At 39.6% G+C, this 26,141-nt stretch carries 14 protein-coding genes and 1 tRNA gene; 2 read left to right on the forward strand and 13 right to left on the reverse strand.

The genetic code is table 11. From position 1 onward, the window contains the following. Positions 1-49: 49 nt before the first annotated feature. The 10 genes from GQR52_RS13930 to GQR52_RS13975 all read right to left on the reverse strand — a co-directional run bounded on the left by GQR52_RS13930 (position 50) and on the right by GQR52_RS13975 (position 19,317). Positions 50-1,111 carry a hypothetical protein gene (locus tag GQR52_RS13930; protein ID WP_165728836.1) on the reverse strand — a complete coding sequence of 354 codons (1,062 nt, stop codon included), beginning with the start codon at positions 1,109-1,111 and terminating at the stop codon, positions 50-52. Between the two features lie 55 nt (positions 1,112-1,166). Further along, positions 1,167-2,237, reverse strand: coding sequence for a hypothetical protein (locus tag GQR52_RS13935; RefSeq protein WP_007585627.1), 1,071 nt, complete (start codon positions 2,235-2,237; stop codon positions 1,167-1,169). A gap of 610 nt (positions 2,238-2,847) precedes the next feature. Continuing rightward, on the reverse strand, positions 2,848-4,173 hold the full coding sequence (locus tag GQR52_RS13940) for a PAS domain-containing methyl-accepting chemotaxis protein (RefSeq protein WP_007585625.1): 1,326 nt from the start codon (positions 4,171-4,173) through the stop codon (positions 2,848-2,850). Positions 4,174-4,366: 193 nt separating this feature from the next. Continuing rightward, positions 4,367-6,421, reverse strand: coding sequence for an exodeoxyribonuclease V subunit alpha (gene recD / locus GQR52_RS13945; protein ID WP_165728837.1), 2,055 nt, complete (start codon positions 6,419-6,421; stop codon positions 4,367-4,369). Beyond that, positions 6,418-9,996, reverse strand: a complete 3,579-nt coding sequence (recB, locus tag GQR52_RS13950; RefSeq protein ID WP_165728838.1) for an exodeoxyribonuclease V subunit beta — start codon at positions 9,994-9,996, stop codon at positions 6,418-6,420. The genes recD and recB overlap by 4 nt, the downstream gene beginning before the upstream one ends. Then, a complete protein-coding gene (gene recC, locus GQR52_RS13955; protein WP_165728839.1) occupies positions 9,983-13,282 on the reverse strand; it encodes an exodeoxyribonuclease V subunit gamma in 3,300 nt (1,099 codons plus the stop codon). Before recC ends, recB begins: the two co-directional genes overlap by 14 nt. Before the next feature lie 160 nt (positions 13,283-13,442). Beyond that, positions 13,443-14,504, reverse strand: coding sequence for an alkaline phosphatase D family protein (locus GQR52_RS13960; RefSeq protein WP_165728840.1), 1,062 nt, complete (start codon positions 14,502-14,504; stop codon positions 13,443-13,445). Then, positions 14,501-15,628, reverse strand: coding sequence for an alkaline phosphatase family protein (locus tag GQR52_RS13965; RefSeq protein WP_165728841.1), 1,128 nt, complete (start codon positions 15,626-15,628; stop codon positions 14,501-14,503). The genes GQR52_RS13960 and GQR52_RS13965 overlap by 4 nt, the downstream gene beginning before the upstream one ends. A gap of 73 nt (positions 15,629-15,701) precedes the next feature. Then, positions 15,702-18,071 carry a TonB-dependent receptor gene (locus GQR52_RS13970; protein WP_165728842.1) on the reverse strand — a complete coding sequence of 790 codons (2,370 nt, stop codon included), beginning with the start codon at positions 18,069-18,071 and terminating at the stop codon, positions 15,702-15,704. Between the two features lie 202 nt (positions 18,072-18,273). Then, the gene (locus tag GQR52_RS13975; RefSeq protein ID WP_165728843.1) at positions 18,274-19,317 is read right to left on the reverse strand and encodes an alkene reductase; all 1,044 of its coding nucleotides are present in this window, start codon (positions 19,315-19,317) and stop codon (positions 18,274-18,276) included. Between the two features lie 503 nt (positions 19,318-19,820). On the opposite strand from GQR52_RS13975, the gene GQR52_RS13980 reads away from it, so the two are divergent. Then, positions 19,821-20,210: a DUF2750 domain-containing protein gene (locus tag GQR52_RS13980; protein WP_007585609.1), complete on the forward strand. Its 390-nt coding sequence runs from the start codon at positions 19,821-19,823 to the stop codon at positions 20,208-20,210. Positions 20,211-20,278: 68 nt separating this feature from the next. On the opposite strand, the gene GQR52_RS13985 is transcribed toward GQR52_RS13980, so the two are convergent. Then, positions 20,279-21,148, reverse strand: a complete 870-nt coding sequence (locus GQR52_RS13985; protein WP_165728844.1) for an alpha/beta hydrolase — start codon at positions 21,146-21,148, stop codon at positions 20,279-20,281. 107 nt (positions 21,149-21,255) lie between these two features. Next, complete coding sequence (locus tag GQR52_RS13990) at positions 21,256-22,581, reverse strand: OprD family outer membrane porin (protein WP_165728845.1); 1,326 nt, start codon at positions 22,579-22,581, stop codon at positions 21,256-21,258. A 658-nt stretch (positions 22,582-23,239) separates the two neighbouring features. Here GQR52_RS13990 and GQR52_RS13995 point away from each other — a divergent pair. Further along, positions 23,240-25,918 (forward strand): CHASE domain-containing protein, encoded by a 2,679-nt coding sequence (locus GQR52_RS13995; RefSeq protein ID WP_165728846.1) that lies wholly within the window; start codon positions 23,240-23,242, stop codon positions 25,916-25,918. A 71-nt stretch (positions 25,919-25,989) separates the two neighbouring features. Here GQR52_RS13995 and GQR52_RS14000 read toward each other — a convergent pair. Then, positions 25,990-26,079: transfer RNA gene (locus GQR52_RS14000), tRNA-Ser, on the reverse strand. Between the last annotated feature and the right edge of the window lie 62 nt (positions 26,080-26,141).

A 26,141-nucleotide genomic window follows, 5' to 3' on the forward strand; every position in this document is an offset into this window, starting at 1 on the left:
TTTATGTACAACCCCCTTAAATTTACCAATTCAGCATTGCGTTCTATTTTTAACTCTCAGCTAAGCCTTGTAAAAATTCCAAACTTAACTTTTCTTGTGCATTAGCCTGATATGGTAATTGCTGCAAGCTATCGTACGAAAAATCGTTAATATCAAAATGACTTATTTCACTATTCCCAAAGCTGTTTCGCTCACCTGGGCTTGGCGACATTCTCTCAATAACAAAGTCGCTTAAGCGCATATCTGTAATGCCTTGTGGTAATACCGACCAGTGGGCTTTCAAATTAAGTGTTTGGCTTCCTTGTGCTAACCGCTCTTTAGATACTAAATGAGCAAGTGGTGTATCGCCACTGTATAAATTAGCCCTAACACGATACAAACCACTTTTTACTACCGCTATGTTAGCTGGCAAAATCATGTTTTCGTTTTGTGCATAAGCAGTTTCAAAACCTGTTAAAGTTGCACTAGGCGGCATATATTGAATTTGTGCAACTACGGGAACTTTTTTACCGGCAACATCACCCTCTACAAACACTTGTAAGCTACGAGGGTAATCTTCATCCTCTTCAAATGTTATAATTGCTTCACCGTCACGCGCATTGCCTGTATGGGTATTTAACACTTCTTTTGTATCTGTATTTGCAAGCTCAACGACCACTTTTCCAAGCCCTTGAGCGCTTATCTTTATTGTTATTTCTTCTGGGTATACAAAACGATATTGCTTAAGACTTAACGTTAAAGCATCGCCACTTTCATCAATAGGGCTCGATACCGGGTAGAATTGATTTGGCTTTAATCGATCTTCATCTAATGGACTCAATGGCTGAGAATAAGGAGGAAATTTAAGTGCACTTTCATATTGCATAACCACTTGCTGCGCTGCTTTTGTTAAGTCTTCATTAAACGCGATTTGTTTTTTTGATTGTGTTTTTTTTGCTGTAGGTACATCTATAGGGATCACTTTTACTGGCGATAAATCAGCTACGCTCGCACTGTGTTTAACCTGAGGTGTTATTGGCTCAGCAACTTTATGAGCATCATTTTTACCTGTAAACCATAGCGAGAATAAAATAGTGCTAATAATTAAAGCAACGACATAAAATTTTTTCATTTTTATATTTCAATCTTTTATAAGGCGTATAGTTTTTAACTACACGCCTTGTATGTTATGGAATCACATTATAAATAAGTGCTGATGCGCTTAAATTATTTGAATCCTTAATATAACGATATTGTTTTTTCCAAAACCAACTACCTGTAGTTTTATCAAACGTATTAAAACCTACAGTGTCACCTTCCACATTTACGTTATTCATGGCTATTGTTACATTACCTTTTCGCTGCGCGTTATGTATTTCGTTATGGCTATAACTGTCACTCATCATCATTGGATAATGGTTTGGCATAAAGCTACTTACTGCATCACCTTGCGATTTTAAATGGCCATTTGTATCAATACTGCTGCTACAACTTCCAAACGAGCCAGCCGAACTGGCACCACATGAAGAGTGCGATGCAACAACCGAATCATCATTGCCTTTTAAAAAACCACCCGTTAAACCCAAATATGCATTTCCATCGGCAACAAAGCGTAAACGTGGCGTACGTGCATCTGGGAATGGTGAAATTTTACGTGCATTGTTTACTTTTAAATCGTGTAATACACCAACAGCTTCGGTTACATCACTTCCTAGCCACCATTTGAGTGCAGCATCGACCGCAAAGTTCCATGATGCGCCAGTTAAAGCACTAACAGCTACGTCAGCCAGCTCACTTCCACCACCCGCGCCTGCTAAATCAAACGTAGCAACAATATTAAGCGGCTCTAAGCCTTCGTTTTCTAACCAGTTTTCTTGATTATCAATAATATGGCGTGCAACTAAGTCTCCTGTTGAATGTGTTACAAATACACAGCCATCACTGCATAAATTAGAGCGTGAAATTTGCTTTAGCTTTGGCCACACCCAATCGGTAGCAATTTTACCTTCAATACGTTCATAAGCAGGCCAATCAATTCGCTCATCTGCACGATTATTCCAGTACGATTGCCAATATGTTTCACCATCATTGATTACATCACTACCCGACTTATTTGTTATTTGCGAAGTTTGTAACCCATGAATTAATATAATTTTGTAGTCTTTACTCGCTGCAGAAAAGCTCATTAACATAGCTAACCCCGCACCAATTAGGTGGCTTGGCTTAATTAATTTGTGTGTGCGCTTTGTGTTGTTCATACAATTCCTTAATGTTGTGTACTTAATATTTTATTATCATTTAAGGTATTCATGTTGGTTTACATAAGCTTGTCAGCTTAGGTGTTCACTAGGGTCTGTTGTTCTTTGCGGATTAAAATTTGTTCAAACTAGAGGCTATTTAATCACGGCGCGAGATTTGTAACCTAGTGGGCTCGGTAACTGCTCCTGCGTTACTCTACTGGCTTACATCCATGTAAGAATAAGTAAAACCCGAGCAACAAAGAGTAAATAGCCTCTAGGAAGTACCCTTTGGGCAGCGTCTGTTTGGCATTAATGCTACGTTATCGCCTATTTATGGGGAACAACCACACTACTTAGGCTCTGCCTTGCCTAAATACCAAACAGACTGCTGCAAATTTAACCTTGAAAGATCAACAGACTCTAGTATTAGGAACAACGAACAAAAATGCAACAACTTATTATCATTTAGGGAAGAGAAGAAACTTATTTCATACTGATTAATGAGTTAATAGACGTATAGTTGTTATATTTGAAATTATTAGATGGGTTTCAAGGGGTATATTGAGGGTAGTAAGATTAAAGCGGATACCATTGAAAGTGCCCGCTTTAGAATAAGGACGAAGCTAATCTAACCGTTAGCTTTAAGTTCACTGGTAAATTGCCCAATCGCATTTACAACTTCTTGTGCACCTTGTTGGATCTCTTGCATCACTTCACCAGATTCTTTAGATAACGCCAAGCCTTGCTCTGCCTTCTCTTTACCTTTTTCTATTACAGCCACCGTATTTTGGGTTTGTGATTGGTTGCGCTGTACAACTTCTACAATTTCTTCTGTTGCTTTTGAGGTACGCGATGCAAGCAATCGCACTTCATCTGCAACCACAGCAAAGCCTCGCCCCTGCTCGCCAGCTCTTGCCGCTTCAATTGCGGCATTTAATGCTAATAAATTTGTTTGCTCAGCAATACTACTAATGCTTTGTACAATACTCGATATTTGTTGCGACTGCTGATCAAGCGCTGAAATTTCATTTGCAGCTTGCTCCATGTTAATAGCCAGCTCAGTCATTACTGCGACTGTATCTTGTATAACGCTCGCGCCTTGCTCTGCTTTTTTATCAGTTTGGGTTGAGGTGCTATAAGCAATTTCGGCAGCTTGTGATATCGCAATTTCTTGATTTACTTGATCAGTGATAACAGTTGCAAACTTCATCACTTTATAAAGCTCATTCGCGTCATTTGAGATTGGGTTATATGACGCTTCTAGCCAAACAATGTTGCCATGTTTATCTACACGCTTAAAACGCTCAGCAATAAACTTACCTTCTCTTAATTTAGCCCAAAATTGCAGATACTCTTGGGAGTTATACTCTGAAGCCTCACAAAACGTACGGTGATGTTTACCTAGTATTTCACTTTCTTGATAACCCATTGCAGCTAAAAACTGATCATTTGCTTTTAAGACATGGCCCTCTAAATCAAATTCAATTACCGCCATAGAGCGATATATCGCTTTAATAGTATCGCTTTGCTCGCGAGAAGCCGTAATTGTTTTTGTAAGTACACTTCCGAATATAGAAAAATAGAGCAACTGATCTTGCTCCCCTTTTACTGGATGTACTATTAAACGTAACCATTCAGCTTTACCATCGCTGCGCATAACTTGCAATGCACCGCCCCAATGCCCTTCTTTTTTAATAGCTTGCTGTAGGCTTTTAAATTCTGAAGATTGACGAGACGAATCTGTAATAAAATCGTCAAAAGAATTATTAGTTAGATCATCTTCACTGTAGCCTAGGTTTTCTAAAAACTTATCATTGGCGTGCGAAATTCGGCCATCATAAAGAATGTTTAGTACTAACATCTCTCGGTAAAGCCCTTCCCATACTTGTTGTAATGGGTAAAGTTCAGCTTTTAGAGAAGCTATTTCGTTTTGTTTATTTTTAGAAAAAAACATTAATATCCCTACTAATACATTCGATATGAAATGAAATTAATTTTATTATAGAAGATATTATTTATAACGCGATAAATAATAAGAGCTTTAATTACTAGATTCAGAAAGTTTTAAAATAGCCAATACATAAACACTGGTATCTGCAAATATTTGGATACATCAATAAAATAACTTCTATGTCCCAGCAGAACCTTTAATTCTCAAACTTTAATCTTTCATACAATCCAGACGCTCTCGATACGCTTTTATTCATTGCTAATTGCAGCACTTTTTTATCAGCCACCAGCTCAAAGGTGTTTTTAGCACGGGTTATTCCCGTATACACTAATTGCCTGTTGATACCCATGCGCGCTTGTTTTAGCGGTGGCAGTACCATGGCTGTGTAGCTAAACTCTGAACCTTGTGATTTATGAATAGTCATTACATAGACTTTATCGTGCGCAGGGAGTCGTGCTGGCGAAAATGCTCGTTGATTACCTTGCTCATCAATAAATATGGCTTTGAGTTGATTACTTTCATCGGGCATTAAAATACCAATATCACCGTTAAATAACTTAAGTTGATAATCGTTTTGGCTCACCATAATAGGCATACCCGTGTAGTGGTGAGTATTAGGACTTACGGTAATTAAACCTTGCTGTTGCAACACGCGCTCTATTCGTTGATTTAAGCTATGCACGCCGTAATCGCCCTCTCGTACCGCAGCTAAAAGCTGATAACTAGCAAAAGCAGCATGCACCTGTGCAACACTTGCACCTTGAGCCATTAAGTTAAGGTACTTTGCATAATGACTTCCTGCACTTTTAACGAGCTTTTCAATTGGTTTTGCTACAAAGTCGTAATCTAAAATTACATCGTTAAAGCGCCCTTCACTACTTTCTTGCTCTACGTAATTTAAAATACCGGTGTTATTGGTGTTTACCGCAAGTGCGAGTTGACCAATGCCGCTTTGTGCATCAAATCGATAACTGTGTTGTAAAAAGGCAATGCAATCTGCGAGTTTAAATTCACTCACGCTTTGCGCTACGAGCTTAGGCTCATTATTAAAACATAAGCTATTTAGCTCATCACAACGTGCTTGCGAGTAGCTTGGCGTTTGCCCAAGTGTTAAACCTTGGCATAAATCGCTCATTACGCTGCCGGTATCTACCGAGGCAAGCTGATCTTTGTCACCTAGGAGTATTAATCGCGCGTGCGCGGGCAGTGCTTCTATTAATTTAGCCATCAGCGATAAATCGACCATACTGGCTTCATCAATAATTAGTACATCTAAATGCAGCGGATTGCTTTTGTTATGCCTAAATTTATTAGTAAACGGTTTTACACCCAATAAGCGATGAATAGTTTGAGCGCTTTGCGGGATCAGCGTTTTTATATCATCAGGGATCGTTGTGAGCTTATTTTTGGCACCTAAAATAGATTCACTTAAACGTGCAGCGGCTTTACCTGTAGGGGCCACCAGCTTAATACTAAGGGGTGCTGTTTCATAAAGTGACTGCAAAATAGCCAGCAACTTAGTCACTGTGGTAGTTTTACCTGTACCTGGGCCACCCGTGATCACACTAAAGCCTTTGGTGGCCGCAATCGCACACGCCACTTTTTGCCAATCAGTCTCAATTGTTGAATCAGCAGGAAAATAGGTATTTAAAAGTTCAGCCAATACTTCATTATTAATATTGAGCTTTCGCTCGCTCATGCTTAATAATCTATCCGCGAGTGTTTGCTCATAACCGGCAAGGCGCGCAAAATAAAGTCGCTCGTTAAATAATTGTAGTGGTTTACTCTCGCCTACGCTTTCATGGTTTTGCAAATAACTAAGCGCTGTGTGTACATTAAAATTATCACTAAACGGGCTTAGCGCACTGGGTACATTTCCATCGAGTTTATTAAAGTCGCTTTTGCGCAAGTTAAAAGGATTATTCCAATCAACTTCATTTAAGGTTAGGCAGCTATGTTGGCTTTGCTGCGATAAGCACAGCAATAAAATAATATAAAACAGTTCATTGTGAGTTTTCTCAATGTCATTAGCACACAGTAATTCTGCGAGTTTAACATCAACTACACGCAGTCGATTTTGCACTAATAAATACTCAAGTAGCGGGACTTCGATAATCGTATTATTTAACACAATGTCCTCTAATGGGGCATCTTGTGCTACATTTTTTGAAGTAAGAGGCTCTGCGGCTTCATTATTAAGTGTCTCGTCTATATCGTCAAACAAGCCAGGTTGCTCATTTAAATCGCTCATAGCATGGCTCCTTGGCTAAATAAGCCATCTAAAATAATCACTTGTTCTTCAGTTAGCTTTTTAAAGTACACGCCCTGCCCTGTCGGCATTCCACGTAAAAACGTGTAATACACGCCGCCTAAATGGGTTTCTATCGAGTAATCAGCTATACGTTGTTTTAATAAACGATGCAGCGCTACCGTGTAGATTAAATACTGTAAATGATACTGATGACTGCTCATTGCTTGCTCAAGCATATCGCCTTCGTAATCAGCTGGCGTACTGCCTAAGTAATTAGACTTATAATCTAAAATATAATATTTGCCTTGGTAGCAAAATATTAAATCGACAAAGCCTTTTAACAAGCCTTTTACTTGTGAAAATTCAAGCTTACTTTGCGTAAAGCCAAAATGTTTAACCAGCATTTCGTTTAGCTTAGGTGCGCTTAAGCTCTCAAGTGGTAAATTAAACTCCATTTCGACTAGGCAGTCGCTTGGTGTAAGCACACCTAATGAAAGAAGGCTGTTTTCTAGAGAGCTTTTATCTAGGGGGCACGCAAGAACATCAAGCACCCATTTTTCAGCCACTTCTCGCCATTGCTCACCTATGTGGTATTTTTCAAGGCTGCGCTTAACTACCTCAGATAAGTTTTGCTCGGAATTAGTTGGGTGAACTATTGGGCTAATAAAATCTATTTGTTCAAATATTTCGTGTAAACAGCTACCCGGCTTTGGCCCTTTAGGAAAACTATAAGGTGATGGCAGTTCATCCTCTTGCACTGCAAACTCGTCTTTTTCGTGATCTTCATCACTTCGCCCTGGGGCTAATTGGTCGCTATGCTTTTTAAAGCTTAACGCACTAAAGCTGGTTGCTCGCCAGTTACGCTCAATATTTGCCGTTACTCTATTGACACTTAATGTTTGCTGCGCAATTTCACTATTACTAAAACAAAGCGTGCCTTGCTCTAATAACGTTTGCGAGGTAAATTGCTGATAGCTCATCGCGCTATTAGCGTCGCAAAACTCACTTAAATGCGTGCGCCATGTTTGGCTACTGGCAAGCTCAAGCCCTGCAAATAAAACATGCCCTAGTGCACTACTTTGCATTGCTAAGCGGCTACTTTGCCCTTGCCCAATGTTATAAACACCAAGCGCACAAAAATGCACAGCGCGAGTAAGTGCTACATACAGCAGGCGTAAATCTTCAGCTAAGCGCTCTTGCTCTGCTTTTTGCAGTGCATCTTCGTCTTTACTTAAATCGTAAACTAGCTTGCCGTTATTGTGATAAAGCGCTTCTTTTGTTTCGCGATAGCCACTAGCAAACGGCATAAATACCAGTGGGTATTCAAGCCCCTTTGAGGCATGCATAGTGACAATTTTTACTAAGTTGGCGTCACTTTCTAGGCGCACTTGTACTGTTTCGCCATCTTGTTGGCTTACCTTTTGTGCAAACCATCGCAGTAAACGCAGCGTGCCTTCAAGCTCTATTTGTTTTTGCTGAAGTATTTCGCCCAAATGCCTAAAGTCCGTCAGCCAACGCTCAACGTTATATCCCAATCCTTGCCATTTAGCGCTAAGCTGGTTATGGCTCATTAAGCGCTCAAGCATTGCCATAGCGCCTTGCTTGTTCCAAATGTGGCTAAGTTGTGCAAAAAAGTTTAAGTAGTCTTGCCATTTATTTTCATCATCGGCAAGTGCGTGTATTTCGTTATAACTTAAACAAAATAATGGACCAGCTAAAACACCGCGCAGCAGTGACTCGTCATATTGACCATGCAGCGCCGTTAAAAAGTTAAGTAGGTGATGGCTAAGCTCTTGGCTAAAAACGCTCTCGCGCGATAAGTACACGCTGGAAATTTTGGCTTCGCTAAGCGCTTTTTTCATTATTTGTGCTTCAACACGGTCGCGCACTAATATACAAATATCGGCAGCGCTTACAGGGTTACTGCCAATGCACGCGTCCCCCTGTTTAGCTTTTTCAAGCAGGGTCACTATTTTATTAGCAAAGTGAGTGGCTAAATGCGCTTGCCCTACACCTTTGTTAGTTGGTTTGTTCTTTTCATCGGCGGCTTCATCTACAAATACATTAAATTCGAATGCGGTAGCGGGTTTGCCATCAATTAAAAAAGAGTCATCCGCTTTTTTGCCTTTAGCAGCTACTGCGTTAAAGGGTATAGCGTCGTTATAAATAAAGCTGTTAGCGTGTTTGCCAAATAAACTATTAACGCTATTTACTATATCGGTGCTTGAGCGAAAGTTAGTACCCAGCGTAAATTGCTGATCAATCTGCACTGCCTCTTTTGCGCCAATATACGTAAAAATATCCGCGCCCCTAAAGCCATAAATAGCCTGTTTGGGGTCGCCTATCATGGCAAGCGTGGTATTTTGTTGCCCATAAATTTTACTAAAAATACCGTACTGAATCGGATCGGTATCTTGGAATTCATCAATCATGGCAACCGGAAACAACTGCGCAATTTTTTGCGCCAGTACGTCGCCTTGCTCGTTATTAAGCGCACTGTGTAAATTAGTCAATAAGTCATCTGGGGTGATAACGCTTTGCTCTTGTTTACGCTTAACTATTGCGGCTTTTACCCAGCGTGCTGCATGTTGTACAACCGCTATTTTGAGCCCTTGGTTTATGGTGTTATTAAGTGCGGCAAGCTCGTCAAACTGACTCAGTAATGGATGCACAAATAATGGCTGATTTTTTTTATAATTGCCTGCATCGCTTAGGTTTTCTGTACTCCACACTTCAAACGAATACTTGCTAGTGCCAAATTCAAAAAACAAATCGCCGCCTAAACAAAATGTCTCAAGCGCACTAAGGCTGCCTTTTCGTGCTGGCGTTTTAGACCCGCTTAAACCCGAGCCTTTAATAGCACCTATAAACTCTTGCTCTAATACCGCTTTTTTAAATGCGGGTACACAGGTTATGTACTCGTCGCGGGCTTTCCACACATCGTCTAATTTTATTTGTGGTGTAATGTGCGCATTGGCTTTATTTAAAATGCTCGCCACTTGAGCGAATAAAGCCTCTGGTGCGGCAAATACATCTAAAATAGCATCGGTGCGTTCTTTGTTTAGTGGGTATACAAATGCGCGCCAAAAATCTTTAATGGTTTCGAGTAATATGTCGCGCTCATCTAAAATAAATTCGAGATTAAACGCCACACCCGACTCAAACGCATGTTGTTTTAGCATTCGCTGACAAAAGCCATGAATGGTAAAAATAGCGGCTTCGTCCATTGATTTAGCAGCTGCATCGAGTAAATCAAACGCGCGGTGCTTATCATCAATTTTGGCAATTACGCCTTCAATGAGTTCGTCATTTGGGTCTTGCCCAAGCAATGCGTCGCGTGCAGCAATAATTCGGCTGCGTACGCGGTCTTTAATTTCTTGGGTGGCAGCGTCGGTAAAGGTTACTACCAAAATTTGCTCAACACTGAGCGGCGTATTTAACTCACCTTCTATTTGCATGCCTAGTAAGTAACGTAAATACAGCCCCGTAATTGTATAAGTTTTGCCGGTACCCGCACTGGCTTCTATTAAACTTTGACCAATGAGCGGCATAGTAAGAGGATTAAGTGCTTGCATGGTCACTCTCCTTTGCATGTTCAAATAAAGGTGTGAGCAATTTATCACTCCATTTTATAAATTCTTCTTGGCAGTCGTTTAGCGATTGCACCGTTAAGCGAATATACGGATTTTCGCCCTCGCCTCGCCCTATGTATTGCGGGCTAAATTTGCTCATTGCTTTTGTTATATCGCCGCCGCTTTTAACGTACTCATAACCACTTACCGGAAAAAACGGCACAGGCTCTGCGCGCAGCGCTTTGTATAACTCAAACCAATCGGCTAATAGTGCATCGGCATCGGCTTTGCTTATGGGCGCAAAGGTAATTTGCTTATCAAGCCCAAGTAACAATGTTTCTACGTGATGCTCCATACTTTGCGCTGCAAGGTGATAAATAAAGCCTTTAATTAAATCTTTCGCTTTAATACTCGCGCTGCGATAAAACACTTGTTTTTGCAAATAAACATGATTGAGCCATCCCTCTATTTTAGTGCCTTCAATGGTAAGCAAAACTTCTATTGGCTCACTTTTTCCGCCTTTAATGTGCTCTTTTACTTGCCCTGCAAGCGCGTCAACTCGGTGCTCCATACTCTCAAATATGAGGCTGCCGACATTGGCTTGAGGTAACTCACCTCGCTGCAGTATTTGCTCGGTACTCAGTGGTTGCTCGTTTATATTGGCTTTAAGTATTTCATCAAGGTAAAAATAACGGCGCAGCGCATCTAAACTAAATGGCTCTTCGTCTTTTGCTACTTCGTTAAATTGTGGCAGGCGTAAACCTAATGTTTGTTGATAAAAGCTCTCTTGTGCGCTGCACACACTTCTAATAAACACATCAAGATCTAGCTGCTCTGGCACAACAACATCAAGCGCAGTAACCGGTTGTGGTTTAATTGATTCACTTGGTAGCCAAATTGGATTGTAACTGTGGTTGCTCAGCGCGCTATTGGCTTGCTCATCGGCTAAATAATAATGGCTATTAAAGGGCTGTAAATGCTGCTGGTTGATTAAACATGCGGGCAGTGTTTTTTCGCTTTCTTCGCTTAATACAAAGCTGCGCCCTATGTATTCTAAAAGCTCGCTTACAAGGGTTGATGGCATGCGCGGTTGGTTATCAAAACACGAGCGACCAATGTAACTCATGTATAAGTTGTCGCGGGCACTCAATAGCGCCTCTAAAAATAAATAACGGTCATCTAATTTACGTGATCGGTCACCTTTTTGCTTTTTAGAATACGGCACCAAGTCAAAACCAATAGGCTGTACGTTACGCGGATAGTCGGCATCGTTTAAGCCAAGCATACATACCACTTTAAATGGTACGGCGCGCATGGGCATAAGCGTACAAAAGTTTACTTGCCCGACCAAAAACCGCTGCCCTACACCTTTTTCTTGAATGCCTTGCTTAATTAAATAACTTACAATACGCTGCGAAACCGCCTTGCTGTAATCGCCGTTGTCGTGGTGCTTTTGTAACTCTTCGAGCACGTTTTGAAGTACTAATAAATCCCAGCTGTCGTCACTTTCACTTTCGTATATGGCGTTTAATAGCTCGCTTAAAATATGCGCTTTATTAGTGAGCGTGTCATCAGGCGTTAGCTGCTCTTTAAAGCTTTGCAGTACATCAATAAAGTGCACGAGCTTATTGAGTGTATCAAGCGCCATGCCTTCTACTTCGTCAGCGCTGTAAATACCGTTAAACGGGCATTGTTCGTCGCGCATAGCAATACCAAGCAGTAAACGGTTAAGCCCATGTTGCCAGGTATTTAAATCGATAGCGGGTAAATCAAAGCTTCTTTTATGCGCTGCGTTTATACCCCATTTAACCCCAACACGTTCAAGCCAGTATTGAATTTGCTCGTATTCGTGTGCTTCAAGCCCAAATTTTTCGGCTATTTGCGTCACTTGTAATAAATCGAGAATATCCGACACACCAAAGCGCGAAAACGGTAAGTTAGCTAAACTCGCAAATGAACTAAGGACAGGCTTTTCTTGCTCTATGGCTAAATCGGCCAATGCGTAAGGAATAAAGCGGCTGCCTTGTGCCCCGCCAAATACGGCTTCAATATAAGGGCTGTAAGTGCCTACATCGGGCATCATGACAATTATGTCTTTGGGGGTAAGCGTTGGGTTTTGATTAAACAAGTTAAGTAAGTAGTCGTGCAAGCGCTCAACTTCTCTGAGCGGTGTATGGCAATCGCTGAGCGTAATACTGGTGTCGGTTGCGCTGATTGGTAATTTACCTTCGTCATTTATAAACCACTCTTTGTTATCGGTCAGTGATTCGCCTTTAAACGCAAGCTGATAAATCTCGCTTTGTACTTGCCCTAGTAAGGTGTCGTCAAACACATCAATAAAACCATCAATCCAACGGGCATCTAACTGTACAAGTTGTTCAAAATAGTCGCGACCTAATTTACCCCACGACGATAACAACGGATTACCTATAAAGTAGTATTCTTCATCTGGGTTGGTTTGTTTTTTTTGTTGCGCTTCCACCAGCGGCATTTTGGCGTATTTAGCGCTTATTTTAGCTGCTGTTTTTTCATCTATAATATCGCCCCAGTAATGCTCACTCGGGTTAAAAAAGAATAATATAACCTCAGTTTTTTTACTCAGCGCTTCAAACACCTCTAGCTGGGAACTGGCAATCGCCGATATACCAAATAAGCTAATGCGTTGTGGCAGTAAGCTATTATCCATCGTCTCAAGGGCTGCAAGTAGCTGCCCTTGCATGTTAGCGCGATGAAATTGGCTTTGCCCAAGATCCTGACTTAGCTTTACAATGCGTCGCCATAAGTCAGGTTGCCATGGGGCAATGGTTACATCTACGTCATCAAGCTCATCTTTGCCACTATCCCATGTGGCTATCCAGTGCGGTCGGTACATTAAATATTGGTCGTACACATCGGCTATTTTTTCGCACAGCGCAAAGGTTTTTTGCCCGTCGATATCGCCTTCTAAATAGGTTTTTAGCGGCAAATATAATGGCTCGTCAATACAGGTTGGTAAAATTGCGAACAGCTTCCAAGCAAGGTTGGGCTTATTAAATGCCGACTCTTTAGGGACATTTGGCAGTAATTGCTGATACAACTGCCAAATAAAGCTCGACGGCAGCGGAAAATCTACCTGCGCTGCAACCCCTAAGTTTTCGCTCAAACCTATTTTTAACCACTGCGACATACCCGGCGATTGCACTAGCACTACTTCTTTGTCGAACGGGCTTTGCAATGGGTTTACTTTTAACAGCTGGTGGAACTGCGCTTGCAGGGCTTCCATCCGGTTTGATTGAATAATATTTAGCATATAACACTGACCTTGCTTGAGATAAAACCAGTGTAAGATATTTTCAATATTAGGGGTAGCGCAAACGGGTAATTGGCTTTAATAAATCAGAGAGTTAAGAACTAACTTACAGATTTTATACGCACAGCATCTATTTTATATACTCTGCGTAGTAGTGAGTTTATTTATAAGGGCTAATACTTGATAAACTAAAGTCACTTTGCATTATTACTTCGCCATCAATGCCTTTTAATTTAAGTGAAATAGTGGGGTCAATTTGCTGCCAGTCTATGCTTAAATCACCATAATTTACGTTATGAGTAAAATTCCCTACTCGGTGTTTGTTAGGGCTTACATCTTTCCACTTTTCAGTTAAGCCAGAGCTGGTCATCTCAATTAATGGGTAATCAAGGTTTTGCTGATACTTTGATATTTCACCCCAGTGCGTATCGCCGCTGATGATCACTACCCCATTTACCTTATGCTTTTTAATCAATGCAAATAAACGGTTTCTATCTTCAGGAAAGTTTGCCCATGACTCCCAACCTGTAAAATCGGGTAAAAGCTGTAAGCTTGAGGCAATCAATTTTATTGCAGCAGGCTTTTTAAGCTCTTGTTCAAGCCATTGCCACTGGGCTTCACCTAGCATTGATGCGCCCTTTACTTCACTAGGACTATATGGGCCTTGGTTATTTAACTTACGCTTAGTGTCGTATTCAAGCTCGCTTACATGGTTTAGCGCATCACGGTTCCAACGTAAATCAGGCATTATTATTTGTATGGTTTGCTCATTTTCCCCATACATGTACGAGGTATAAATTCCATCAGGACGAGTGCGACGTGCTGAGTTTGCAGGTTCATCCCAAAAATTAAGCATAATTTGGCGTGATTGCTCTTTATGCGGATACTCTTTACCTGCATCGTTTTGGCCATAATCGTGGTCATCCCACATGGCAATGATAGGCGTTTGCGCTTTCAAGATTTTAAAACCCGCCTTTGCCCCTAAACGTTGGTATTTATCGGCAAGTATATCCATATCGTTGGTATCGCCGTAAATATTGTCACCCAAAAATATAAACAAATCCCCCTGCTCTTTGTTAATTGTATTAAATATGGGTATGTTTTTATCTTGATGCCCACACGAACCAAACAGGATTTTAGATGGCGCGGCAGTAACACTTGCGCTAATAACCAAACTCAGCGCCAAGGCAGATAGGGTTAATGGTTTTAATAGGTTCTTCATTTTAAAATCTCGCTAATAGCTGGCGCCATATTTGAATTTATTTCATTTGGATTCTGCCCAAGAGCCTTTAAAACGGTCGCTGCTATTTGTACTTGTTTAAGCTCATTTTCAGTTTTAATTAAGCCCCGTCCTTTTATTGCGGGGCCGATGGCTGCAAGCCAAATATGTTCAGAGCCGACAATTCCTTCTGGGTAGGTATTTTCACCTAACTCTAGCTCAGCAAGTGCACGTTTAGAGCTGTGATGTTGCCAATCATTGGCATTATTGCCACGGCCGTGATCAGTAGTAATAATTAGTGTGGTGTTATTTTTATAACCCGCTGTAGTTTGAATAGTTGCCCATAAGTCTTTTATAAAAGCGTCACTTTGCCTTGCCGATTTAAGGTATTGTTCGTAATGACCATCATGCGCAAAGTCATCGGTTTCGCCTAAACTTATCACCAACAACTTAGGCTTTTTAGCCAACATATACGCTTTAGCAAAGCGATATGTAAAACTGTCTAGTCGTACGTTATACCAAGGACTGGGGATTTCACTTTGTAGCGCATTTAACAGCGGCGCATCGGTGAATAAATTCTCTTCAATTGACATAAAACCTGCATTTACATACACGTTACTGCGCTTAGTATTTACAATGTATGGGAATACATCCCAACTACCAAATAAGGCTGTGCTACCTTTAAACTCAGGTAACTTATCTAAACGCTCTAAAATAGTTTTATTTGGGTTGAGCACTTTGTTGTTACTATTTATACTTTCGTCAACTTCACCGGTGAGTATTTCGTTGTAACCAGGGTATGAAAAATACCACGGGTTACTTACCGACATAGTAAAGCCGTTAGCTCTATCGCCAATTATAATCCCTTTTTTAGCCACTACTTGCGTTAAAAAAGGCATAAGTAATTGCTGGCGCTCATTTGCTGTTTTTGCCCAAAATTGGGTCTTTAATTGCTCAGGCTTTTTAACAAAATCAGTATTATTAATTAAGCTATTATCAGCCCCATTAAATACTTCTTGCCAGCGTACCCCGTCAAGCGTTACCAGCACTACATTTTGCGCTGCTGTTGCAAAGCTGCTCGCTAATACACTTAAGCTAAATAGTGTTACTTTTATAATTGTTTTCATCGCGTTTGCGCCCTTTCATATAATAAAGCCCATCAATGATGGGCTATATTTTAATTCAATTACTAAAACCTAATTAAAAGTCAGCGGTCAATGTAACTGCCGCAGTGCGAGGCGCACCAATGTAATAAGTAGAGCCGTTACCGGTACCACCTGCTAAGTAGCTTTTGTCAGTAACATTATAAACAACAAACGATACGTCAATGGCTTTAAACGGGCCTGCATCTACGTCAGTTGAATAACCTGCATTAAAATCAAGTACGGTGTAGCCGTCTACTTTATTACGCGTGCGAGTGTCTTCGTCTTGCCATGCACCTAAACGCTCGCCGGTGTATTTAGCCGATAAACCAACACGAAAGCCATCGCTAAAGTAATCGGTAGATACCACAAACAAATCCTCTGATGAATCTATTATGCTGTCGCCTTTTCTAAAGCTTGGTGCGACCTCATTACCACTTTCATCTTTTAATATTACACCCTGTGAATCGTATGCATTTGGATCATCGGATGAATACTCAGAACTGCTATTAGTATACGACGAGTACACGCTCCAGCTTGGTGTTAACATATAGCTTGCTGCAAGCTCGAGCCCATTTGAGTCAATACCCCCTACATTTACGTACGAGCCATTTGTGCCAATCGTGTAATCAATGCCGTCTGTGCCACTACCAGGCGCAATAAAGGTAATGCGGTTATCAAACTTAACACTGTAAGCCGTTGCTGTAAGGGTTAATCTGTCGGCTTGGTAACGTACACCAAAGTCGATGTTGTCGGCAGTTTCTGGCTCTATGTTTGTAAGTGTTGAGCTATCTCGCTCAAGTACACCGTCTTTTATTGCTGAAAAATTCTCGCTGTAACTGGCAAATAATTCTGTGCTGTTATTTAGCTGATACAATACACCCCCGCTAAATAACACGTCTGAGTCGCTATCTACTTTATCTGATCTTTCGTTAGCAAAGTGGTCGTACTTTTGTAATTCAACTAAATACTGTTTTGCACCAATATTTAACGTTAAGTCACCAAAATTAATCGAGTCTTGTAGGTACCATTTGAATGTATCGGTATCAAAGGTGTTTTTGTATTGTGTCCAGTAAGGCGTGCTATCAAAGTGATGATAAATACGCGCATCAATTACTTTGTGCCAATCACGCGACTCGTCACGCTCGCTTTGCTCATACCAAAAGCCCGCTTCTATATCGTGATCACCAAATGTAGCTTGGTAATTTGCCGTTACACCTAAGCGATCTTTGTTGTAATGCGTATGGCGGTAAGACATAACCGGCGTTGCTGTTGCATCGTAACACGCAGGATTTAAACCAGGACCCGACTCCCATGGCCAGCTCAAACTTTGCGTACAATCGGCATTTGGTGCAAGCGGGTTGCCCTCACTATCAGCAAAACCATAAGAGCCTGCATTAGTGCCGCCCTGTGTTGTTGGTTCGCCATTTTCATCAACAGGCGTTGTTAAATAAGGTGGGATCCAATCGCCGCGACCTGAATTTTTATGATAATAAGGACTAACGGTTAATAATGAAGTTGGCGAAATCGCGTATTCAAATTTTAAATAGCCTAAGGTATTTTCACGAAGCGTTCCCCAACCTTCTGCAAACATTTGGTCAAAATGCGGAACTCCTGTCCAATTCCATGTTAGCTGATCCCAATCGGGTGTTTGTTCAAACTGCTCAAGGCTTACGCTGTTATAATTCGTCTCGCTTACATCGTCGTAAGATAAACGCCCGGTAAGTGTTAAGTCGTCAAAATTAGATACAAACTTAACCTCAGCATGTTGATTGTCTTTACCCCCATTACTGCCTGAGCCAATCCAGCGGCTTGTATCTGTTTGCGAGTAACTTACGTACGCTTGTGTGTTATTAAAAACAGTGCCTGTTTCGTGTTTAAAGTAATAACGCGTGGCATCGTGGCTGCCTGATGTATAAGCAAAGGTAGTGCCTTTTTCAAGGCTTGGGTCTTTACTTACAAAGTTAAATGTCCCGCCTAGTGCTTCAAGTGAAGCCGACTTAATATCAGACGTACCTTGACCTACTTCAACCGTTGCAAGGTTTTCGCTATCTAGGTAACGGTTAGCTTTAGCACCACCGCCATAATTAGAGCCACCATTGGGAATGCCATCAACGGTCATACCTAATTGTTGTTGGTTTCCATCAATACTAAAACCACGCATGGTGATTGTAGTAGACCAATCGTCGCCACCAAATGCATCACCTTCATTTATGCTAATACCCGGTAAATTATCAATAACCGATAATATGCTCGATACCGAACTTTGTTGCTCAAGCATTGCAGGCTCAATAACATTATTAGCGTAGCTCGTTGGTTTAGCAACCACGGTTACTTCTTCTATGGTGTTGTCGTTAGCATAACTAGATGTTGATACAGCCATGGCAATTGCCATGCTCAAAAGCGATTTGTTTTTTAAAGCGTACATTGTTGTCCCGTTTGATTTTAATTATGAAATATGAAAACGCGGACAGTATGAATTTTAAATATGACAACGAGGATGAACTTTATTTACATAAAAATTAAACAAATATGGAAGATTTATGGCGGGAATATGTACAAAAAAAGACACCCAAAGGTTTAACTTTGGGTGTCTTAATTATTTTCTAGAACTTATTACAAATAGTAATTTATTTCAATTGTGCAAGCATTTCATCGCTGTATGGTACTAACTCTTCACCGTTTGCAATTTTGCTAATGTAATCTGGGTTTGCAATAAGTGGGCGACCAATAGCGATTAAGTCAAACTTAGCATCGTTAATAGCCTCTTTTGCTGACTCAAAACTATAACTACCCACACCTACTAATGTACCTTTGTAGCCTGCACGTAAAAATTCAGAGATGCTTTTGCCTTCAAGCGAGTCAAAGCGCATGCTATCGTCAAAAATACCGCCGTGTAAGTACGCTAATTCTCTGCTTTCAAGTTCTGTTAATAAGTAATCAAATACCGCTTTATCGCGGCTATCTTCGCTCATATTAAAGTAAGCACCCGGTGTTAATCTAAGTGCAGTACGATCACTGCCTACAGCAGCAATAACCGCATCGGTTACTTCTAGTGCAAAACGCGACATGTTTTCAGGCGTTTGACCATATTCGTCGCTGCGTGTATTTGCAGCGTAATGTAAAAATTGGTCCACTAAATAACCATTAGCACCGTGAATCTCTACCCCATCAAAACCCGCTTCAATAGCGTTTTCAGCGGCTTTTGCAAAATCAGCAACTAGACTTTTAATATCATCAGTTGTGGCTGCTTTTGGTGTGATGTAGGTAAGCTCGCGCATACGTGGTACAGAGCCTTCAACACCAATTGCCGATGGCGCAAGTACATCACCATCAAAAAAATGAGGATGTGCAACACGACCAACATGCCAAAGTTGTGCAAACATTTTGCCGCCATTAGCGTGCACAGCGTCAGTTACTTTTTTCCAACCTTGAACTTGCTCACTGGTAAATAAGCCCGGGGTATTTGGGTAACCTTGCGCGTCTGGACGAATAATAGTTGCTTCACTAATAATTAAACCGGTTTCGGCACGGCGAGCATAATATTCAACCATATCTTGTGTTGGCACTAAATTATCGTCAGCCATACAACGTGTTAATGGTGCCATAAGTACGCGGTTTTTAAGCTCTATCGTATTATTTAGTTTAAACGGAGCAAGTAGATCAGTTGTCATTTTTCAATCCTTCATTAAGTATATGCTTACTACAATGTGGCCTTTTTACAAACATTCAAGCTTATTTTTGAATGATCGCTCAAATTAGTGAGGAATTATACTGATCAATCTACAAATTAGATCTGCATTGCTGAAATTAAATAGCAACTTTTCAACACTCTGTCATATAACTCGATATACTTGTGTGCATATAATTTAGATATACTAGGGCGTGTTGATCTTTGGTGGGTGAATTTGCAGCAGTATGTTTGGTTTTTAGGCAGGGCAGAGCCTATGTAGTGTGGTTATTCCCCATAAATAGGCGATAACGCAGCATAAAGACCAAACATGCGCTGCCCAAAGGGTTCTTTCTAGGGACGATTAACTCTTTGTTGCTCGGTTTTTACTTAGCCCACTAGGTTACAAACCTCGCGCCGCGATTTAATCGCCCCTAGATTGAACAAATTTCAATCCACAAAGGTCAACACGCCCTAATATCAATAGTAATTAAGAGTGAGCTAATTATGACAACGCCAAATTTAAGCGAAGAACACGCAGTAATTTTAGGACTTGGAGCAAAAAAACGCCTAGCCTATATGTTCGAAACCGTACAACAGTTCAAGCAAGTATGGATTTTAAACGATGATGATGGCTGCGTTATGCTTGCCAACGAAGATGACGACTGTGTGCCAGTTTGGCCAACTCGTGAATTTGCAGAAGCATGGGCAACTGGAGAATGGGCTGGCTGCAGCGCTAAAGCAATCCCACTTGCTGACTGGTTTAGTCGCTGGACACCAGGCCTTGAGGAAGATGACTTACTTATTGCTGCCTTCCCTACAGAGGAAGATGATGGCACGATATTGTTTTCAGATGAATTTGAAAAACAATTAAAAGCGCCAAAGCAAAAATATTAAGGTTCAAAGCCTAAATACTCAGAGTTCTAAAATTTATAAACGCGGCACTTAATTTAGTAGTCGCGTTTTTATTGGCAATATCTAAAATTCAAATAAGCCTGCGTAATTGCATCTGGATTTTCTACTTGCGGATAATGCCCAAGCTCTACAAACTCTTGTACGCGCGCATTGGGAATAAGCTTTTTATAATGCTCAATCATATGCTTACCAGAGATTGGGTCTTCTGCGCCTGCTATAAACGTAAGTGGTATATTGCTATTTATGATGGCACCAACCCAGCGTTCTCGGTTTTGCTGCCTCTGCTTTATATAACTAATGAGTTTGGGCATTACGGCTAAGCCATCTTTATAAATTAGCAGCTCCCAAAGTGTGTCTACCACTTGTTTTGAAGGCGGTGTACTTTTACCAAAAATAGTAAGTAGATTATTGGCAAATTTTTGTTTATTCATTAATTTTGGCACTATCCAACCTAGCTTTGAAAGTAAAAGCTTTTGTATAAATAAGGGTTTATGCACCTCAGGAAATAACCCACCATTTAAAAAGCACACACTGTTTATTTTAAAGTCACTTTGGCTAACGACTTGCCTTGCTAATAACTCTTGAGCCACAGTATCGCCATAGCCATGAGCTAAAATATATATATCATTAATATTTAACGTTTTTAAAAATTGAGTATATAAGTCGGCTTGTTCAGTAATTTTATAGCCTGCATTTTTAGGTTTATCTGACAAACCAAAACCTAGCATATCGAGTGTAATTACAAAATAATGTTCACTAAGGGTTTGCCACATACCTTCCCAGTCCCAACTAGCACTTGGAAAGCCATGTATTAAAAGCAGCGCAGGCTTAGTTATATCGCCAGCTGTTTTAGTAAAAATTTGATGGCCACTAATTTGAGTAAATTGACCCTGTGATTGCCACTGTTGAAGAGAAAACATATATTAGCTTAATTTTTATTATTGATTTGTTAGTTTTATCATAAAGGTAATTAAAAAAGGAAACAAAACCAATGCATAAAATTTGCATTGGCTTATTAAAAGTCATGTTAAAATTTAATAGTGTAATCTACATAAACTCGATGGTCAGCTCTATCGCCTTTAACACCATCAACACTGCCTGATTTTTCGGTTGTATAATCTACAAATAGCCAGCGTAAGCTTAAGCCTTTTATTTTTTCAACTTTATAGCGGGTATCTATAGCCCAATATTTTTCGTCGGCTGTGCCGCCTAACTTACCCAACGCAGAGTTTTCAGCATCGCTGCCGTCTGTGTAGTAAAATTTAGTTGTTAAGCCAGGCGATACTGCTTTCAAATCAATTCCTAAACGAGCTTGCCATGATGTTTCATTTTGGTTTGTTAAATCAGCACCAATTAATGAGCGAGTTGGAAATGGGTTTGTACCATGGTCGCCACTGAAATTATCTTCAATCCAAGCATCGCTTACTTTAGTAAATGCCGCACCTACACTCCAAATATCTTTTTTCCAATCAGCATCTAGGTAATAGGCAAACCCATCGTTTTCACTTTTGGTTAAACCTGTTAATGCACCAGGTGCATCTTCATCATCTAAATCACCACCCTCTGCGCCTGTTACAAATAAATCGCCATCATCTTGTGAGGTAAATATGCCAGTTGAAAGGGTTAACTTACTTTGCTCAAGCTTAATGTCGTAACTGATTTTTAACCCGATTTTACTTAAATAATTGTGCGAATTTAAATATTCAGCCTCTAATATTAGATTGTCTTTTTTATGCGTAGCACCTACGCCCCAAATTACGCTAATAGCACCAGTTGCCGATTGATCGGTAGAAAAGTCTTCCCATCTATCATCGTGTCGACGGCTCCATTTATCGTAAACGTAACCGTATAATTTAGTGTTACCAATTTTGTAATCGCCAAAAACGCCTCTAAAAGTATTAGGAATAGCCCGACTCCCAGAGCTTTTAAGCAACATACTTTTGGTTTTTTGCCCGCCCACTTTAACGTGACCGTTGTTGCCCAATTTAAAATCTAAAAAATATTGCCCAAATTTAGAAAAGCTATCGTCAACTCCACCGCTCTCATTACCTGCTGGCAAAATATTACCTGCGGCTGAACCCGTAGAATTAATATCCATCACGGTGTAAGTCGATACACCCACACTCACTAAATCGTTTATATAACCCGATGTGTAATTGAGCTCTATACCTTGAGCAAAAGTTGAATCGTCACTTGCGTCGTTATCGTAGTCACGGTCAAAATAAATTGATCTAAGTTTTATATTAAATTCATCTTGTTCTGTCAGCCCATTAACAGCGGCATACGAAGGAATAGAAATACATGTTAATACTGCGCCTGTTGCCGCAAGTAATTTAGATACTCGGTGAGCCATAGTTATCTCCGTTACCTTGTTTTGTTTAAGTTTTAACTGTGCAGTGCATAGCAGCGTGTATTTTTTCGACCTACACGGTAAACATGTCATATGGTAATTACATTTTAAGTAATCACGTTTTCTTTCACGCTACTAAAATATAGAACAATATAAGTTTTTAATGTTTTAATTTTCATATTATAAAATATTAAGTGTTTGTTTTGTTTCGGATGAATTATAAAAGTAAGGTGAGCATTGTCTCTTGCTCGCTCGAACCTATACCGATAGTTCCCTTTAAAAGCGTCATAATATTGGTTAAATTTCACTTTATTTAAACTTACCAAAGTAAAGTTATAAGCAAAAACTAAAAGCTATCCGTTGTTTTTTGAGCACCTAATATTCACTAAAAAATCGATAAATATAAAAATCAGCACCTTTAGCTAATACTTTTGTTGTTCGCTATAAAGTAGCAAAAAACATAAAAATTATTATATTTATATACATGTTCGTCTTATCTTGGTGAGTAAAATCAACTTTTTATATTACATCCACTCTAAACCTTTATAAAATATATATATTCTAATTAATAACAAAGTTGTATCCTGAATAATAAGTGCTATATTTATTTCGATGATAAAACAGATATACTGTCAGTATATTAATAATAAAGGATGAGTTAATGTTTTCAGGACGACCGGTTAGTAAAAGGTTATTAATCTCGGTGCTTACTCATGCTATTTTTTTCATCAGTGGTATTGTATTAACTTACTTTGCCCACGCTGCACATCAAGATGCTGTTAATAACAAAATAAATGAAGCCCTCAACAACCGCCTTTCTTCACTCTCAACAGGCGTTACTAGCAGATTCGACTTATATAAATATGGGCTATACGGTTTAAAAGGATTTATACACGGCATTGGCGTTAATAATTTAAGCTACCAAACAATTTCTAATTACTCTAACAGTCGCAACTACGCCCAAGAATTCCCTGGAGCAAATGGTATTGGTTTTATAAGAAAAGTGAATGCCGAAAACTTAGCTCAATTCTTAAAAACTGCAAAATCCGATCGACCTAACCAAATATTTAAACTAAATAAATTAGCTAACGAAAGTGATGAGCATTTTATTATTCAGTATATATTTCCTGAGCAAAGTAATTCACGGGCTCTAGGACTCGATATTGCATCGGAAAGTACACGTAAAAAAGCAGCATTAAATTCTGCAATTAATAACCAAGTTCAATTATCGGCGCCTATTACGTTAATCCAAGCGGATAACAAATCGCAACAAGGCTTTTTAATTTTACTACCAGTTTATAAAAATATTAGTATTCCAACTGATAAAACCCAGCGTTTAGAGCAATTAATTGGATGGACTTACTCCCCTTTATTAATAAACAATATTTTAGATTCTCTTTCCCAAGCTGATGAAAATAAGCTAGTCATTAGCGACATAGGTAACAACGTTAAAACTGACTTTTTTAGCTACGGCATTAAAAGCAACTCGGCTGATTATCAGTTAAATAAAGTAATTGAAGTGATGGGAAGAACATGGGAAATCACACTTAGTGCTTCAGACACATTTATTGAATCACTACACTTGCCGAGTAAATATCAAGCTATTGTCAATGGTGTTTTTTATACTCTTATTTGTATGTTTATAACTTTAATAATTCAGCTGTTTTTTTACCGTAGAGCACAAAGAACACAGCGAAGAATTATCAAAGCTAAACAAAATAAGCATATGCTGCAGCAAACAAATTTAAAATTAGAAAAAGAAGTAAAATTACGCACTAAAGAAATTGCTGATATAAGTATGCTTCAACAAAGTATTTTAAACAGTGCCAGTTACTCTATTATTGCGACCGACATAAATGGCTTAATTACTTTATTTAATCCAGCCTCTGAAAAGTTATTAGGCTATAGAGCAAAAGACGTTATTGGAATTGAAAATCCGGGTATTTTTCATTTAAAAGAAGAAATTATAAAAAAAGCCAAACAGCTTAGTGCAGAGTTAAATGAACCTGTTTTCCCTGGTTTTGAAGTGTTTATCTTAAAAGCAACTTCTACAGAGCCTGATATCAATCAGTGGACATACATTTCTTCTACAGGCGAGCACATACAAGTTAATATAAGTGTTACCTCTTTATTAAATAACGAAAATGAAATTGTTGGCTATTTGGGTGTAGCATACGATTTGACCGAACAAATTAATCACGAACAAGCTCTCGGACATGCTAAAGAATTAGCTGAACAGGCATCACAAGCTAAATCTGAATTTTTAGCAAATATGAGTCACGAAATACGCACACCTATGAACGGCATACTAGGTACATTACAGTTACTGCAAGAGCAGCCATTGAATGAAAAATCAAAAGAGTATTTAAAAAAATCACTTTATTCGACCCGCTCACTCACCACTATTATTAATGATATCCTCGATTTTTCTAAAATTGAAGCTGGGAAGCTTTCATTAGAATATAAATCATTCGACCTTTTTGAGCTTATTCACCACTTAGAGTCTGATCTTGGCCTGCAAGCCAGTGATAAAAATATATATCTCAAATTTATAATTAATATTGAGCATAAGTATTGGGTGGGCGACCCCGTTAGACTCAGACAGATATTTTTAAACCTAATATCTAATGCGATTAAGTTTACGTCGCAAGGTGGCGTTACAGTAACGTTTAGGCTAACCGACGAAAACAAAATATGTTGTTGTATATCAGACACCGGAATTGGAATTTCTGAGCAGGCTATAGAGCGATTGTTTGAGCGCTTTGAACAAGCAGAGCAATCAACTACGCGTGAATATGGCGGTACAGGTCTTGGCTTACCTATTACTAAATCATTAATAGGTTTAATGAGTGGCGAAATTAAAGTAACAAGCCAATTAGATTCAGGTAGTCAGTTTTATGTGTACTTACCATTAAAACAAGCACAAATTGATGAAAGCACATTAATAACAAAAAATGTTGAGCTTCCTGACCTATCTGGAAAAACTATTTTATTAGCTGAAGATAATAAAATAAATCAGCTTGTTGCATCTGCGATGCTTGAGCCTACAAAAGCCACCATTATTATTGCCAACAATGGTTTAGAAGCAATCTCATTATACGAGTCACACAAGCCAGACATTATTTTTATGGACATTCAAATGCCTAAAATGGATGGTCTTCAGGCATGTAAAAAAATTAAGGCGCTTAATAGCGAACAAATTGTTATCGCATTAACCGCTAATGTTTTTACAGAGCAAAAAGAAATATACAGGCAGTTATTTGATGGTTACGTTTCAAAGCCAATTGAAAAACATGAACTTGTAGGCATGTTATCAACACTCTATTTAGTTAATAGTTAGTCATTGCGAAGGCATTAAAAAAACCCAGTTACTAATACCTTTCGATATTAGTAACTGGGTTCTAAGAATAATGGTGGAGGGAGAGGGATTCGAACCCTCGTTAGGGATAAACCTAAACACACTTTCCAGGCGTGCGCCTTCAGCCACTCAGCCATCCCTCCACAGTGCTGCAATTGTGTAATGCAACAGCGCGCTATAGTATGAAATAGACCCTTAAGGTGCA

Origin of the sequence: Pseudoalteromonas sp. 31A1, from assembly GCF_011378815.1 — a bacterium.
In the GTDB taxonomy this organism is placed as follows: domain Bacteria; phylum Pseudomonadota; class Gammaproteobacteria; order Enterobacterales; family Alteromonadaceae; genus Pseudoalteromonas; species Pseudoalteromonas arctica.

What these genes read in the sequence shown, in the direction of transcription:
- GQR52_RS13930 (WP_165728836.1), bottom strand. Translation starts at nt 1,111, where the DNA reads ATGAAAAAATTTTATGTCGTTGCTTTAATTATTAGCACTATTTTATTC.
- GQR52_RS13935 (WP_007585627.1), bottom strand. Translation starts at nt 2,237, where the DNA reads ATGAACAACACAAAGCGCACACACAAATTAATTAAGCCAAGCCACCTA.
- GQR52_RS13940 (WP_007585625.1), bottom strand. Translation starts at nt 4,173, where the DNA reads ATGTTTTTTTCTAAAAATAAACAAAACGAAATAGCTTCTCTAAAAGCT.
- recD (WP_165728837.1), bottom strand. Translation starts at nt 6,421, where the DNA reads ATGAGCGATTTAAATGAGCAACCTGGCTTGTTTGACGATATAGACGAG.
- recB (WP_165728838.1), bottom strand. Translation starts at nt 9,996, where the DNA reads ATGCAAGCACTTAATCCTCTTACTATGCCGCTCATTGGTCAAAGTTTA.
- recC (WP_165728839.1), bottom strand. Translation starts at nt 13,282, where the DNA reads ATGCTAAATATTATTCAATCAAACCGGATGGAAGCCCTGCAAGCGCAG.
- GQR52_RS13960 (WP_165728840.1), bottom strand. Translation starts at nt 14,504, where the DNA reads ATGAAGAACCTATTAAAACCATTAACCCTATCTGCCTTGGCGCTGAGT.
- GQR52_RS13965 (WP_165728841.1), bottom strand. Translation starts at nt 15,628, where the DNA reads ATGAAAACAATTATAAAAGTAACACTATTTAGCTTAAGTGTATTAGCG.
- GQR52_RS13970 (WP_165728842.1), bottom strand. Translation starts at nt 18,071, where the DNA reads ATGTACGCTTTAAAAAACAAATCGCTTTTGAGCATGGCAATTGCCATG.
- GQR52_RS13975 (WP_165728843.1), bottom strand. Translation starts at nt 19,317, where the DNA reads ATGACAACTGATCTACTTGCTCCGTTTAAACTAAATAATACGATAGAG.
- GQR52_RS13980 (WP_007585609.1), top strand. Translation starts at nt 19,821, where the DNA reads ATGACAACGCCAAATTTAAGCGAAGAACACGCAGTAATTTTAGGACTT.
- GQR52_RS13985 (WP_165728844.1), bottom strand. Translation starts at nt 21,148, where the DNA reads ATGTTTTCTCTTCAACAGTGGCAATCACAGGGTCAATTTACTCAAATT.
- GQR52_RS13990 (WP_165728845.1), bottom strand. Translation starts at nt 22,581, where the DNA reads ATGGCTCACCGAGTATCTAAATTACTTGCGGCAACAGGCGCAGTATTA.
- GQR52_RS13995 (WP_165728846.1), top strand. Translation starts at nt 23,240, where the DNA reads ATGTTTTCAGGACGACCGGTTAGTAAAAGGTTATTAATCTCGGTGCTT.